At 62.9% G+C, this 14,332-nt stretch carries 15 protein-coding genes; 12 read left to right on the forward strand and 3 right to left on the reverse strand.

Annotation, left to right across the window (positions count from 1 at the left end):
- Positions 1-40: 40 nt before the first annotated feature.
- Together ACVCMJ_RS02520 and ACVCMJ_RS02525 are read right to left on the reverse strand one after the other, a co-directional pair.
- The gene (locus ACVCMJ_RS02520) at positions 41-700 is read right to left on the reverse strand and encodes an SOS response-associated peptidase (protein ID WP_447079893.1); all 660 of its coding nucleotides are present in this window, start codon (positions 698-700) and stop codon (positions 41-43) included.
- Between the two features lie 2 nt (positions 701-702).
- Positions 703-999 (reverse strand): hypothetical protein, encoded by a 297-nt coding sequence (locus ACVCMJ_RS02525; protein WP_447079894.1) that lies wholly within the window; start codon positions 997-999, stop codon positions 703-705.
- A gap of 541 nt (positions 1,000-1,540) precedes the next feature.
- Here ACVCMJ_RS02525 and ACVCMJ_RS02530 point away from each other — a divergent pair.
- From ACVCMJ_RS02530 to ptsP, 7 genes are all read left to right on the forward strand, one after another.
- A protein-coding gene (locus ACVCMJ_RS02530) for an IS3 family transposase (protein WP_447082578.1) occupies positions 1,541-2,751 on the forward strand; the annotation gives its coding sequence in 2 pieces (ribosomal slippage) (positions 1,541-1,856 and positions 1,856-2,751; 1,212 coding nt in all).
- A 522-nt stretch (positions 2,752-3,273) separates the two neighbouring features.
- Positions 3,274-5,229: a threonine--tRNA ligase gene (thrS, locus tag ACVCMJ_RS02535; RefSeq protein WP_447079895.1), complete on the forward strand. Its 1,956-nt coding sequence runs from the start codon at positions 3,274-3,276 to the stop codon at positions 5,227-5,229.
- Between the two features lie 36 nt (positions 5,230-5,265).
- On the forward strand, positions 5,266-5,808 hold the full coding sequence (gene infC, locus ACVCMJ_RS02540) for a translation initiation factor IF-3 (RefSeq protein ID WP_447082642.1): 543 nt from the start codon (positions 5,266-5,268) through the stop codon (positions 5,806-5,808).
- 65 nt (positions 5,809-5,873) lie between these two features.
- A complete protein-coding gene (gene gshB / locus ACVCMJ_RS02545; RefSeq protein ID WP_447079896.1) occupies positions 5,874-6,836 on the forward strand; it encodes a glutathione synthase in 963 nt (320 codons plus the stop codon).
- On the forward strand, positions 6,836-7,252 hold the full coding sequence (locus ACVCMJ_RS02550) for a PTS sugar transporter subunit IIA (protein ID WP_447082643.1): 417 nt from the start codon (positions 6,836-6,838) through the stop codon (positions 7,250-7,252). The genes gshB and ACVCMJ_RS02550 overlap by 1 nt, the downstream gene beginning before the upstream one ends.
- A 16-nt stretch (positions 7,253-7,268) precedes the next feature.
- On the forward strand, positions 7,269-7,538 hold the full coding sequence (locus tag ACVCMJ_RS02555; protein WP_447079897.1) for an HPr family phosphocarrier protein: 270 nt from the start codon (positions 7,269-7,271) through the stop codon (positions 7,536-7,538).
- Positions 7,539-7,632: 94 nt separating this feature from the next.
- Entirely contained in the window at positions 7,633-9,324 is a 1,692-nt protein-coding gene (ptsP, locus tag ACVCMJ_RS02560) for a phosphoenolpyruvate--protein phosphotransferase (RefSeq protein WP_447082754.1), read from the forward strand.
- On the opposite strand, the gene ACVCMJ_RS02565 is transcribed toward ptsP, so the two are convergent.
- Complete coding sequence (locus ACVCMJ_RS02565) at positions 9,313-10,662, reverse strand: ammonium transporter (RefSeq protein ID WP_447079898.1); 1,350 nt, start codon at positions 10,660-10,662, stop codon at positions 9,313-9,315. The genes ptsP and ACVCMJ_RS02565 overlap by 12 nt on opposite strands.
- Before the next feature lie 657 nt (positions 10,663-11,319).
- Here ACVCMJ_RS02565 and ACVCMJ_RS02570 point away from each other — a divergent pair.
- The 5 genes from ACVCMJ_RS02570 to rplT all read left to right on the forward strand — a co-directional run bounded on the left by ACVCMJ_RS02570 (position 11,320) and on the right by rplT (position 14,310).
- Positions 11,320-11,520 (forward strand): hypothetical protein, encoded by a 201-nt coding sequence (locus ACVCMJ_RS02570; protein WP_447079899.1) that lies wholly within the window; start codon positions 11,320-11,322, stop codon positions 11,518-11,520.
- Between the two features lie 236 nt (positions 11,521-11,756).
- Positions 11,757-13,295 carry a YifB family Mg chelatase-like AAA ATPase gene (locus ACVCMJ_RS02575; protein WP_447079900.1) on the forward strand — a complete coding sequence of 513 codons (1,539 nt, stop codon included), beginning with the start codon at positions 11,757-11,759 and terminating at the stop codon, positions 13,293-13,295.
- Positions 13,296-13,324: 29 nt separating this feature from the next.
- Complete coding sequence (locus ACVCMJ_RS02580; RefSeq protein ID WP_447079901.1) at positions 13,325-13,585, forward strand: accessory factor UbiK family protein; 261 nt, start codon at positions 13,325-13,327, stop codon at positions 13,583-13,585.
- Positions 13,586-13,739: 154 nt separating this feature from the next.
- Entirely contained in the window at positions 13,740-13,937 is a 198-nt protein-coding gene (rpmI, locus tag ACVCMJ_RS02585) for a 50S ribosomal protein L35 (RefSeq protein ID WP_291771072.1), read from the forward strand.
- Between the two features lie 13 nt (positions 13,938-13,950).
- Positions 13,951-14,310: a 50S ribosomal protein L20 gene (gene rplT / locus ACVCMJ_RS02590; protein ID WP_447079902.1), complete on the forward strand. Its 360-nt coding sequence runs from the start codon at positions 13,951-13,953 to the stop codon at positions 14,308-14,310.
- Positions 14,311-14,332: the final 22 nt, after the last annotated feature.

A 14,332-nucleotide genomic window follows, 5' to 3' on the forward strand; every position in this document is an offset into this window, starting at 1 on the left:
TTAGGTTGAGTAGAGCATAAAGGCAAGATAGGCATTTACCCTATATCGGCGTGCTGGCGTCCGGCACATCGTACCTGCTGTTGCCCACCGCCCGCGTCACGCGCCACCACTGAAACGCGCTTTCCGGCCGGGGCGTCGATAGCAGATCCAGCGCTTGCGGGATTGGCAGCGCCGGATCCACCCATGCTAGGGCGTCATCAGGTGTGAGACATATCGGCCGCCGGTCATGCAGGTCGACCATGCCGCCCGCGGCGTCGTCCGTCACGATCGCAAACCCTGTCTCGGCTAGCACCTCGCGGCCCGGCTGCCACGCCGTCATGCCGGCCATGAGGATCGGTGTGCCGTCCTTCGGGTTGATGTACCAAGGCTGGCGGTCGCCCTTGTCTCCGGTCCACTCGTACCAGCCGTCTGCGGGCACGATGATGCGCCGGCCGAGAAGAGGGCGCCAGAATGGAGAACCCTTGAGGACGGTATCGAGTCGCGCATTGCTGGCCGGCCCGCGCTTGTACCAGGGCGGCTTGTAGCCCCAAAACAGCCTATCGGCATGCTCGGCGCCATCGCCCAGCCGGTGCAGCACAAGCGGGCGGGTGCCAGGCGGCACGTTGTAGCGGGGTCGGTCCCCGAGCGAAAGCTCCCGCGGCGTCCAATGGAGCGTTTCCAGATACTGGTCGTCACGAGCTTGTCTGATGCGTCCGCACATGATCACTCCCAGCGGATGTACCAGCCCTGATAGTACCGCGCACCGTCGATCTCCTCGAAGCCCACCACCATCATGCCTCCGTCTGTCCCGAATGTCAGCCAGTGCGGCTCCCACAGAGGCGGAATGACCTCCGGATCACTGGCCCCCGAGCGCGGGATGTGCAGATACTCGACGACGCGGCGCAGATCCTCGCGCTGGATTGAGGCCATTTCGACGGGGCCGCCTACCGGCTGGGGCCAGTCCTTCTGGGATAGCTTGCGCCCGAGGCGGTGGGTGCGGGTGATGGTGCAGGCGGGCATGACGGAATAACGGATGTCGAAACGGGTGTTTTACACTATCGGGCATGGCTGGTCACGTTCCGACTGGTGCTCCGGTAGTGCATAAATTTTGGGGGTACGAATGGGGGTATGTCGCCTAAGCATAGTCATGAAGCCCCTTATTTGTCAGCCTGTTGGAGCATCACTACCGTTTCAGTACTGCCTACCAGAATCCGTGCAACCGCTGCCAAGCTGTGCCAATAAAGCCGTGCCTCTCCGATGAAGCGCGGCTTTTTATTTGGCTCTACCCCGTTAACGGGGGATGGGCATTCATCACACACGGTTGATGACACCGTTCCAGCCGCATTGAGCCAAGATGTACCCGGTTACGGTTTGCAAGGCCCGGACGCCCATGGGGTCACTAGAATCAAAGGTGTAACCATGGGAGAACAATAGATGAAAGCTTGGTTGATTGCCTCGGCCATGGCGTGGACCAGCCCCCTGAAACACCGGACACAGTCACCCACTTAAAATAGCAAGTAGGCATACGACTGTGTTTATGACCAACAGCAAGCAGGAAGTGATGGAATTACTGACCCAGCCGGAGCGTCGGCGGCGCTGGTCGGTGGAACAGAAGCTGGCCATGGTGCGCGAGAGCAACGAGCCTGGTCAGACGGTTTCGATGGTGGCGCGCCGCCATGGTGTGAACCCGAACCAGCTGTTTCACTGGCGCAAACTGTACCAGGACGGCGGCTTGTCGGCAGTGGATGCTGGCGAGCAGGTGGTCGCGGCCTCGGAGCTTGCCGACGCGCTCAAGCAGATCCGGGAGCTGCAGCGCATGCTGGGCAAGAAGACCATGGAGAACGAGATTTTGCGCGAAGCGGTGGAGTACGGCCGCTCAAAAAAATGGATTGCGCGCTCGCCCTCGTTGCCAGGGGAAGACCGGTGAAGCGGGTCTGTGAAGTCCTCGGCGTGGCGCGCTCGAACATGGCAGTCAGGCTGGCACGATCAGCGGATTGGCGCGATGGCCGCACGGCCCGCCCGACGCAGGATACGAAGTTGGTCGAAGAGATTCATGAGCATATTGGTCAGTTGCCCAGCTACGGCTATCGGCGAGTCTGGGCGCTGGTGCGGCGAGAGCGGGAGCAGCGGCTGGAGCCGCCGGTCAACGCCAAACGGGTCTACCGGGTGATGCGCGACCATGGCCTGCTGCTGGAACGTCGCCGGCAGCCCCAGGCGCCTGCGCGGTGCCACGATGGGCAGATCGCCGTCCTGCGCAGCAATCAGCGCTGGTGCTCTGACGGGTTCGAGTTCCGCTGTGATGATGGCAGCCCCTTGCGGGTGACCTTTGCCCTGGACTGCTGCGACCGTGAAGCGATGAGTTGGTCGGCGACCACCGCTGGTCATAGTGGCGACGTGGTGCGCAATGTGATGCTGGCGGCGCTGGAACACCGGTTCGGCAATACCGATCGGACGCCGCAGCAGATCGAGTGGCTGAGCGATAATGGCTCGGGCTACATCGCATCAAAGACGCGAGAGTTCGCCAGACGCATTGGCCTGAAACCGCTGACCACGCCCGTGCGCAGCCCCCAGAGCAATGGCATGGCCGAGAGCTTCGTGAAGACAATCAAGCGTGACTATGTCGCCTTCATGCCCAAGCCCGATGTGTCCACGGCGTTGCAGAATCTGGCGATTGCCTTCGAGCATTACAACGAGCGGCATCCCCACAGTGCGCTGAAATACCGGTCTCCCAGGGAGTTCAGGCGCCATCAGGATTTATCAACCCAAGGGTGATTCTGTGTCCGGTAATACGGGGGCAAATCCATGGCGATTCCCCTGGCCTTGTCCGGCTGTATCGGGTACATCCATGACAATGGACGCCATCACGACGACCGTCCCCACGACAGTGGGCACTATGATTCCGGTTCTCATCACGACGACGGCCATTACGGCCCCGATCGCGACCGCAGATACTCCTGCCCTCCGGGGCGTAATTGTTGAAACGGGCGTGATAGGTTCGCCGTGAGCGCATGTCGGAATGGCGGGCAAGCCCGGCAGAGGGCAAGAGCCGCCTCTGGCCGCAGGGCGATCCAGCGGGACGCCTTATGCCCCCCCTGTGCGGGCCATCTGGCCGCCGACTTTGCAACAAACCGCATTGATTCGCGGTGATCGCGCGGCTTTTTTGTGGCGTAAAGCCGCGTCAACATTGATTGTTGCGGGTCGGATTGCTACACTGGTATATTCCTCCTGCATGGCAATTTCAGACAGATTTCGACGCGGCGCAGGCCGCGTTTCGCATTTTCGGGACACGTTTAAATGGTTTGCATCACCCTTCCTGATGGTTCGCGGCGTGAATTCGAGCAGCCGGTATCCGTGCATGACGTTGCGGCTTCCATCGGAAAGAGCCTGGGGCGCTCCGCGCTTGGGGCGCGGCTGGCGGCTCCCGGGCAGCCGCCCAGGCTGGTCGATACCAGCCATGTGATCGACCATGATGCGAATCTGAGCATCATTACCGAAAAGGACCCCGAAGGGCTGGATCTGATCCGCCATTCCACGGCCCACCTGCTGGCTTACGCAGTGAAGTCCTTGTTCCCGGACGCCCAGGTCACCATCGGGCCTGTGATCGAGAACGGCTTCTACTACGATTTCTCGTATAAGCGTCCCTTCACGCCCGAAGACCTGACGGCCATCGAAAAGAAAATGGCCGAACTCGCCCGCCTGAACGAACCTGTGGTGCGCGAGGTTTGGGACCGGGACGACGCAGTCAAGTTCTTCCGCGGCATTGGTGAGGCCTACAAGGCGGAGATCATTGCTTCCATTCCGTCTGACCAGCCCATCAGCCTGTATCGCGAAGGGGGCTTCGTGGACCTGTGCCGTGGTCCGCATGTGCCGTCCACGGGCCATTTGCGCGTCTTCAAGCTCATGAAGGTGGCCGGCGCCTATTGGCGCGGCGACAGCAACAACGAAATGCTGCAGCGGATCTATGGCACCGCGTGGGCCCGCAAAGAAGACCAGGACGCGTATCTGACCATGCTCGAACAGGCCGAGTTGCGCGACCACCGCCGCATCGGCCGCGAACTGGATCTGTTCCATTTCCAGGATGAGGCCCCGGGCCTGATTTTCTGGCACCCTAAGGGCTGGATCGTATGGCAACAAGTCGAACAATACATGCGCCAGGTCTACCAGGACAACGGCTATCAGGAAGTCAAGGCGCCCCAGATTCTGGACCTGTCCTTGTGGAAAAAAACCGGCCACTGGGACAATTACAAAGAAAACATGTTCACGACGGAGTCCGAGAACCGCGTCTATGGGCTGAAGCCCATGAACTGTCCCGGCCACGTTCAGATCTTCAAGGCCGGCCTGCATTCCTACCGTGAGTTGCCGCTGCGCTATGGCGAGTTCGGCCAATGTCACCGCAACGAACCCTCCGGCTCGTTGCACGGGCTGATGCGCGTACGCGGCTTCACGCAGGACGACGGCCACATCTTCTGTACCGAGGATCAGCTGCTGGACGAATGTGCCGCGTTCACCAAGCTGCTGCAGAAGGTGTACGCGGATTTCGGCTTCACCGAAATCCTGTACAAGGTCTCCACCCGCCCTGAAAAGCGCATTGGGGCCGATGAGGTCTGGGACAAGGCGGAACACGCACTGAAGCAAAGCCTGGAGATGTCGCACTGCGCCTACGAAATTTCCGAAGGCGAGGGCGCTTTCTATGGTCCCAAGATCGAATATACGCTGAAGGACGCCATTGGCCGCCATTGGCAATGCGGCACGATCCAGGTGGACTTCTCCATGCCGCAGCGTCTGGGCGCCGAATACGTCGACGCTCAGGACCAGCGCCAGCCCCCGGTGATGCTGCACCGTGCCATCCTGGGTTCCCTGGAACGCTTCATCGGCATCCTGATCGAAAACCACGCAGGCGCTTTGCCGGCATGGCTCGTGCCGCATCACGCGGTGGTGTGCTGCATCTCGGATGGTTCGGCCGCTTATGCGGAACAGGTCGCGCAGTCTCTGGTCAAACAGGGCTTTCGGGTATTTTCCGATGTGCGCGGCGAAAAGATCACGCGCAAGATCCGCGAGCACAGTCTCCAGAAGATGCCCTATATTCTCGTAGTCGGCGACAAGGAACGCGAATCGGGCACCGTGGCCGTGCGCGGTCGCGGCAAACTCGACTTGGGCACCATGCCGCTGGACCGGTTCGTGCAGCATTTGCAGCAGGACATCCAGTCCAAGGGGCTGGACCGTACAGAAGGCATTCAGGCCAAGGCCTGAGGCTTTCACTTTTGTTCAACACTAGGAGTTTCAGACATCGCAACCGAAAAAAAACACCGTGTCAACGGTGAAATCCGCATCCACGAGGTTCGCCTGATTGGCGTGGAAGGCGAGCAGCTTGGCATCTACCGGACTTCCGACGCGCTGGCGCTGGCCGAGGAAAACGACGTTGACCTGGTGGAAATCGCCCCCACGGCCGATCCGCCCGTGTGCCGCCTGATGGATTACGGCAAATTCAAATACCAGGAACAGAAGCGCCAGCAGGAAGCCCGCGCGCGCCAGAAAGTCATCCAGGTCAAGGAAGTCAAATTCCGGCCCGGGACCGACGAGGGCGATTACCAGGTCAAGCTGCGCAATTTGCGCCGCTTCATCGAGGAGGGCGACAAGGCCAAAGTCACGCTGCGCTTCCGGGGCCGCGAAATGGCTCACCAGGACCTCGGGATGCGTGTCCTCGAACGAGTGCGCGACGACTTGGGCGAACTGGTTCAGGTCGAGGCCATGCCCAAGCTCGAAGGTCGCCAGATGGTGATGGTCCTGGCACCGCGCAAGAAGGCCGGCAAGCAGGGCGATGCTGCCTGATTTCGACTGCTGATCGCGCCAGCTTTCGGCACGGGCAGAGGGATGAGTATTTACTCGGGACGTTCATGCATTTTCTGTTCATCATCGATCCTCTGCCGAGCCTGAAGGCCTGGAAGGACTCCTCGGTGGCCATGATGCGCAGCATGACTGCGCGAGGCCATCGCTTCAGCTTTGCGCTGATGAGCGACCTGTTTGTCCAGACGGGCCAGGTGCGCGTCGCGGCCACGGCCATGCGTCTGCGGCCCGACGCCGATTGGCATTCGCACGACTGGTGGTCTCAGGACAACCGATCAGACGACTGTTCGCTGGCTGATTTCGACGCCGTACTGATGCGCAAGGACCCCCCGTTCGACATGGAGTACGTCTACGCGACACATCTGTTCGATCGGGCGGCGGCACAGGGCGCGCGGGTCTTCAACACCGGTGCCGGGATCCGCAATCATTCGGAAAAGCTGGCGATCGCCGAATTTCCGCAATATACGGCACCGACGCTGGTGAGCAGCGACATGCAGCGCCTGCGAGCCTTTCATGAGCAGTATCAGGATGTCATCGTCAAGCCGCTGGACGGCATGGGAGGCAGCGGCGTTTTCCGGATGCGGCCGGACGAGCCCAATCGGGGCGCCATCCTCGAGGCGCTGACGGACCTGGGTACGCGGACCATCATGGCGCAGCGCTACATCCCGGAGATCGTTCACGGCGACAAGCGCATTCTCATCATCGCCGGCGAGCCCATCCCCCATGCGCTGGCGCGCATGCCCCGGAAGGGCGAGACGCGCGCGAATCTGGCGGCGGGCGGTCATGGCGTGGCCCAGCCGCTTACGGATCATGACCGCGAGATGGCGCGGACGGTCGGCCGGGCGTTGGCCCCGCGTGGTCTGCTCCTGATTGGCCTGGATGTGATCGGGGAATGCATCACCGAGATCAATGTGACGAGCCCAACCTGCTTCGTGGAGATCACGGAGCAGACCGGTTTTGATGTCGCAGCCTGCTTCGTGGAGGCACTGGAGCAGGCTGTGGAGGCGGCGTGATGGTCACCACCCGGATTGCACTGATCATGCACAAGCCGCTGGGCGCGGCTTTTGACGCGTGCGCGGCCCATATCCTGGGGCGCACGCCGGACCTTCAGGTCTTCGACATCGAGCCCGACGCAGATCCGGTACCGGAATCCGAACGGGTACTGCAGTGGCTGCATGCGGGCGGGCAGGAAACACCGGCCCTGATCCTGTGCGATCTGTATGGTGCGACCCCCTTCAATATTGCGGCCGCCGCGCAACGCCGGGCTCTCGAGGAAGGCTATATCGTGCACCTCCTGACCGGCACGAACGCCTGTATGGTGCTGAAGGCCTTGACGGATCAGCAGGAAAACCCCGATTCTCTCAGCGAGCGCGTGCGTCAGGGGGCGCTGCGCGGTATTGTGAACGCTGAACCCCCGCCAGAATGCTAGCCAGGAGCTCGAGTACATGCCATCCATTGATCTGGTCGTCACCAACAAGCTTGGTCTGCATGCGCGTGCCGCCGCGAAGCTGACGCAGCTTGCGGCTCGCTTCCAGAGCGAAATCTTCATTTCGCGGGGTGCTCAGCGGGTCAACGCGAAGAGCATCATGGGGGTAATGATGCTGGCTGCTGGCTTGGGTGTGACCGTCCGGGTGGATGCCAATGGCGCTGATCAGGAACAGGCGCTCACGGACATCAGCGCGTTGTTCGGCCGCAAATTCGGGGAATCGGAATAAGCGGGGCTACGAAGCCATGGAAGCGGTTGTCGAACGCGTGAGCGCATCTTCTTCGGAGTCCATGTCGTCCACCCTGTGCTTGTACGGCCAGGGGGTGGTGCGCGGTTATGCTATCGGGCGTGCCGTGGTCATGAGCGCCGCGGCGCTGGAGGTCGCGCACTATCGGCTTGCTCCCGAAGACGTCGAGCGCGAGGGACAGCGTTTCAATGCCGCCGTGGAAACCGCCGTGCGCGATCTGCACCTGATGGCCGAGGCGCTGCCGCCGGACGCGCCGCGCGAGCTGGGGGTGCTGCTCTCGGTGCATGCCATGCTGTTGCAGGATCCCATGCTGGTGCCGTCGGTGTGTCAGCTCATTACCGAGCGCCAGTACAACGCCGAATGGGCGCTGACGACCCAGGGCCAGTTTCTGGCCGAGCAGTTCGCCGCAATGGAGGACGACTATCTGCGCGAGCGTAGCGCAGATGTCCGTCAGGTGATCGAGCGGGTGCTTCGGGTGCTCTCCGGTTCGGGCCATTGGCTGCCGAACCTGGATTCGGTGGATTCCGACGGTAGCCTCATCGTGGTGGCACGTGATATTTCGCCGGCCGATATGATGCGGCTGCGCGGCGGCAAGTTTGCCGGATTCCTGACGGACCTCGGCGGCGCGACGTCGCATACCGCCATTGTGGCGCGCAGCATGAATGTGCCGGCCGTGGTAGGCATGGGGTCGGTGCGCACGCTGGTGCGGGATGGTGACTGGCTCATCGTCGATGGCCTGGAAGGCATGGTGCTGGTGAACCCGCCTCCATCGGTCCTGGTGGAGTATCGCGAACGGCAGTCCGCCTACCAGCGCGAGCGCGACGAACTGAAGGCGCTGCGCTTTGCGCCGGCTGTGACGCTGGATGGCGTGCAGATCTGCATGGAAGCCAATATCGAGCTCCCCGAGGAAGCGGCCGATGCACTGGCGGCTGGCGCCGAAGGCATTGGCCTGTTTCGCAGCGAGTTTTTGTTCATGGGACGCAAGGAACTCCCGGGCGAAGAAGAACAATACGAGGCTTATGCCTCCGTCGTGCGCACGATGGCGGGTCGGCCCGTGACGATCAGGACGCTGGATATCGGTGCCGACAAGACGCTGGATGGCGAGGCAACCGTGGCGGCCAATCCTGCCCTCGGATTGCGGGCGATCCGTTATTGCCTGGCCAATCCGGAGCTGTTCGATACGCAACTGCGGGCGCTGTTGCGCGCGGCCGCGCATGGTCCGGTGCGCATTCTGTTTCCGATGATCTCCCACATGCAGGAGCTCCAGGCGGCGCGCAGGGCGCTGGATCGCGCCGCCCAAGCGCTGCGCGCAGCAGGTGTGCCGCACGACGCCCATGTCCAGATTGGCGCCATGGTGGAAATACCGGCCATGGCCATCGCGATCGAACCTTTTGCGGAGGTGCTGGACTTCCTGTCCATCGGCACCAACGACCTGATCCAGTACGTGCTCGCGATCGACCGGGGAGACAAGGACGTGGCTGCGCTCTATGACCCCATGCATCCGGCCGTCTTGCGCCTGATCGCGCACACCATCAACGTCGGCGAACGGGCGGGCAAGCCCGTGTCGATCTGCGGCGAGATGGCCGGTGACGTGAGGCTGACTCGGATGTTGCTGGGGCTGGGTCTGACGGGGTTCTCGATGCATCCCCAGCAGCTTCTGGACGTCAAGAAGGAGATCCGTCACGCGCATACCAATGCCCTGCGCGTCAAGGTGGCGTCGGCCCTGAATCGGGCCGAACGCATTGATCTCGCGGGTTTAACGCTTTGAGCGTTCCATTTGCGGCTGCGCCTCGATAGGCGCCACGTGGTCCAGCCCGGCGGGCTCCGGCTCCACCCAGCGCTCCGGCGGAACGGCCAGCGAGGTGTGCCAATCGTAGCTCCCCGGGTAAGCCACTTCGCCGTGGTCGACCTCGTCCAGGCCCTGGTGCTCGTCTTCGATACTGGGCCGCATTTCCATCAGGTAATGCACGGCGACCCCCGCCATGGCCGCAGCCGCGCCCGCCCACACCAGGCTCACGCCCACGGCTTCGGCCTGCAGCCCGGTCTGGCGCAGGATGGCCCATAAGCCAGACGGGCCGGGGCCGCCGAGTGTGCCGGAATAGAACACGCCGGTCAACATGGCTCCGACGATGCCGCCGATGCCGTGGATGCCGAAGACGTCGAACGGGTCATCCACGCCGAGCCGCCGTTTCAGGGCCGTGGCACCATAGAAGCACGCCCAGGCGGACAGCGCCCCGATCACCGGGGCGGCACCAGGCGCGACCAAGCCGGCGGCCGGCGTGATGCCCACCAGGCCGGCAATGGCGCCCGATGTGGCCCCCAGCAGAGAGGCTTTTCCGTGCGTCAGCCGTTCCACGAGCAGCCAGGTCAGGACGCCGGCAACCGGCGCGAGCAGCGTATTGAACAGCCCCAGCACGGCCTGTTCGTTCACCGCCAGCGCGGATCCGCCATTGAACCCGAACCAGCCGATCCAAAGCAGAGCGCCGCCCGTCAGGTTCAGCGGGAGGCTGTGGGGCGGCATGGCGCGGCGTCCATAACCGTGTCGAGGACCCACCAGATAGGCCGCCACCAGTCCCGCCGAACCGGCGCTGACGTGCACGACGGTGCCGCCGGCAAAGTCGAGTGCACCGAGTTGGTGCAGCCAGCCATCATTGGCCCAGACCATGTGGGCAATCGGCAGATAGCCCACCGTGAACCAGATCGTGGTAAAGCACAGGACGGCGGCGAAACGGGTGCGCTCGGCCAGGCTGCCGGTGATCAGCGCGCAGGCGATGGCTGCAAAGGTCGCCTGGAAAAGTGCGAACAGAAGCTCCGGAATACTGCCCAGGAGCTTCAGCGGGTGGGGGGAGAGCGGCTGATACAGGCCTGCCATCCACAGGTGATGCACTCCCCCCAGGACCCCGGAGCCCGGCGTGAACGCGAGTGAATAGCCATAGAGGAACCAGAGCAGGGTGACGAGCGCGGAGACCGCAAGGGTCTGGCTCATTACCGAAAGCACATGTTGCTTGCGGGCAAGTCCGCCGTAGAACAATGCCAGTCCGGGCAGGCACATGAGCCAGACCAGCAGGGTGGAAACCATCGTCCAGACGACGTCGCTCTTGTCCATGATCACGGATCCTCGGGGGTCAGTATGCTGCTTTACAAGCAGAGGCCATGCCAGCTTTCGAAAGACTTCGCCGAGAGGCGGGTATCCGGGGCCCATCTATCGAGGCGCGCAAAATGCCGGGCGGCCGCGCCTGCTCGGAGACCCGGATCAATGTGCTCCAGCGCGTCGGGCCTGATGTCGGAAGCCGGCGCATATGGGCTGTCCGCGTGCGCGTTTTGTGTCCAGTTGTTCAACTTTCTGGAAGCATCGGCCGGGATGGCCGACGCCTTTTCCCTTGGGGGGGCCGATCCCAGTAGCGCTCCACCTCGCCATTTCCTGAAACCAGCGATTACATATCAGGGTTTACCCGTGCAAGGGGGTCACTAGAATTGTAACTAAGCCGGCTGAAACAGGCCGTCCTGCGAATGAACCGCTGAATCACGAAAGCGGACTTTTTGAATAGGGAAGATCATGAAAACATCGCGCAAATCGCTGACTCTGGCTGCTGTCGTTGCATCTCTGAGCCTATTGGCCGCCTGCTCCAAGAGCGACGACGCAAAAGCCCCGGCTCCGGCCGCCCCCGCGCCGTCAACGGCCCCCACGCCGGCGCCTGCAGCGCCTGCGGCCCCGACGCCCCCGGCGCCTCAAAATCAGAGCGCTCCTGCTGACCAGCAGTCCATGACCGACAAGATCAAGGATACGGCGCTTGCCGCCAAGGAAAAGGTCGCAGCGGCGGGTGATGTGATCGCCGACAAGGCGAGTCAGGTCGCTCACTCAGCTGGTGAGGCGGCGAACAGCGCCCGGGAATCCGTGAAGGAAGGCGCGGCCAAGGCTGACGCAGCCATCCAGGACAGCATGGGTCGTAGCGAGAAGAAATAGCGCTACCGGCCTTTGCGGCTGAAACCGGGGCCGCTGGATTGGCCCGGGAGATGTGAATCTTCCGATGTGACACAGGCGCCTTCGGGCGCCTTTTTTTGAGGCCGGCTGGACCGAACCATCCGGGAGGATCGTCCCTGATGGATGAATGCGTCCCATGTGGAGGGACAGGCAGCCGCAGGCGCTCTACATTGGCCACCTATTGGAACCGCGCCGCGAACGCCTGTCGTGAGGACTCTATGTCGCTTGCCGTCTTGTCCAGCCGGACGCTATTTGGCTTGCAGGCCGCGCCCGTCCAGGTCGAGGTCCATGTGGGCGGCGGGCTGCCGTCGTTCTCGCTCACAGGGCTACCGGGTGCCGGGGTCCGTGAAAGTCGCGATCGCGTCCGTTCGGCTATTCTGAGCAGCGGGTTCGACTTCCCGGCCGGTCGAATCACGGCTAATCTTGCCCCTGCGGACCTGCCCAAGGATTCCGGCCGATTCGATCTGCCGATTGCGCTTGGCGTGCTGCTGGCATCCGGGCAAATTGTGGATGATGCCGGCGACGCACCCGACGTGCGCCACATCGTGCTTGCGGGCGAACTATCATTGACCGGCACCGTGGTGGCCGCCCATTCCGCGCTGGCGATTGCGCTGTCGGTATCACAGGACGACCCGGATGCCGTACTCATCATGGCGCCTCAGGCCGCTTCGATCGCGGCGCTGGTGCCGGACCTGCGCGTGCTGTCCGCGCCCAGCCTCATCGCGGTGGCGGAGCACTTCCGGGGCCGGACGCCGCTTGCGGAGGCACAGCCAGCGGGCTGGTCCGGCGATCAGCCGACTGAAACTCCCTGCATGGCCGACGTTCGGGGCCAGAGCGCCGCACGCAGTGCCCTGGAGTTGGCGGCCGCCGGCGGTCATAGCGTGCTGTTCTGCGGTCCGCCGGGCGTCGGCAAGAGCATGTTGGCTCAGCGGCTGCCGGGGCTGCTCCCGCAGCTTTCTGCGCGCGATGCGCTGGAAGTGGCCGCCGTTCATGGCCTGGTGCGTCCGCTGAAGCATCTGTCGCGGGTGCCTCCCTTCCGTGCGCCGCATCACGGGGCGTCCATGCCGGCCTTGGTGGGGGGCGGCGCACATCCGCGGCCCGGCGAAATCAGTCTGGCCCACAGGGGCGTATTGTTTCTCGATGAGCTGCCGGAGTTTGAACGGCGGGCGCTGGAAGCCCTGCGCGAGCCGTTGGAGACGGGTCATGTCACCATTGCGCGTGCCGCCGGAAGCTGCCAGTTTCCGGCCCGGTTCCAGTTGGTGGCTGCCATGAATCCTTGTCCTTGCGGATACCTGGGCCATGCGCGCCAAGCCTGCCGCTGCACCCCTGAGCGCGTACTTCAGTATCGCAGTCGGCTGTCGGGGCCTTTGCTCGACCGGATCGATCTGCATGTGGCGTTGGTATCCGAACCGCGCTGGTTCGAATCGCCGCCAGGCGAGTCCACGCGGACCGTGCGCGAGCGCGTGCTTCTGGCGCGCGCTGCCCAGCACGAGCGCCAGCACTGTCTCAATGCCCAGCTCGATCCGGCGGGACTGGAGACGTACGCACAACCGGACGCCCACAGTCAGGCGTTGCTCGCGCGTGGCGTGGAGCGCTGGGGCTGGTCGGCGCGGGCCACGCAGCGCATCCTGCGAGTGGCCCGGACTCTCGCGGATCTGGCGGGGGAGCCCCAGGTTCTGGCGAGCCACGTCGCCGCGTCGATGCGGTTCCGGCCTGATGCGGCTGCGTGCGCCGGCGGCAGGATCATGACCGGGTAAAATAGGACTTTCCGCGTCAGGAGACTGCCATGATTCCACCCAACCAATGGTTCGACGATTTCCAGAAGAACATGTCCGAACTGCTGGCGAAGACACCGGCGGCGGATATAGAACGCACCATGAGGGCGTTCATGACACAGACCTTCGCACGGATGGATCTCATCACCCGCGAGGAGTTCGATGTCCAGGCCGAACTGCTGTCGCGCGCCTTGAGGCGCGTCGACGCACTCGAGGCCCGGATCCGCGCGCTGGAAGACCCCGCGGGATTCCCGGTCGACAAGCCCGAATAAATCGTCCTATAATCAAGGGCTTCTTTCGTTTTTCGAGAAGCAATGGCCTTTGCGCTCGTTGCGCGCTTTGGCCATCAATTTTGTGCGAATGCCGGGTCCGAAAAGCATCCGAATGCCGGATCACCTGGATTTGCCAAGTCAACAGAGTGTTGTCATGCCCAAGATGAAGAGCAAAAAAGGCGCCTCCAAGCGCTTTAAGATGCGCGGCAGTGGATCGTTGAAGCGGGGTCAGGCGTTCAAACGCCACATCCTGACCAAGAAAACCACGAAAAGCAAACGCCAATTGCGTGGTTCAGCCGCTGTCCATGAAACCAACGTTGCCTCGGTGAAGGCGATGTTGCCTTTCGCCTGATCGGAGATTTCATATGCCTCGCGTCAAACGCGGCGTCACGGCTCGTGCACGCCATAAAAAAGTCATTCAGGCCGCCAAGGGTTATCGCGGCCGCCGCGGAAACGTGTTCCGCGTTGCCAAGCAGGCCGTCATGCGTGCCGGCCAGTACGCCTATCGTGATCGCCGCAACAAGAAGCGTACCTTCCGCGCATTGTGGATCGCCCGTATCAATGCGGGTTGCCGTGAACTCGGCGTGACCTACAGCGTGTTCATTGCGGGTCTGCGCAAGGCTTCCATCGAGCTGGACCGCAAGGTTCTTGCTGATATGGCCGTTCACGACAAGGCGGGTTTTGCCGCTGTCGTGGCCCAGGCGAAATCCGCGCTGGCCGCCTGATCGACACAGTTTCGTTTTCGAT

The organism is Castellaniella sp. UC4447_H14 (assembly GCF_052978285.1).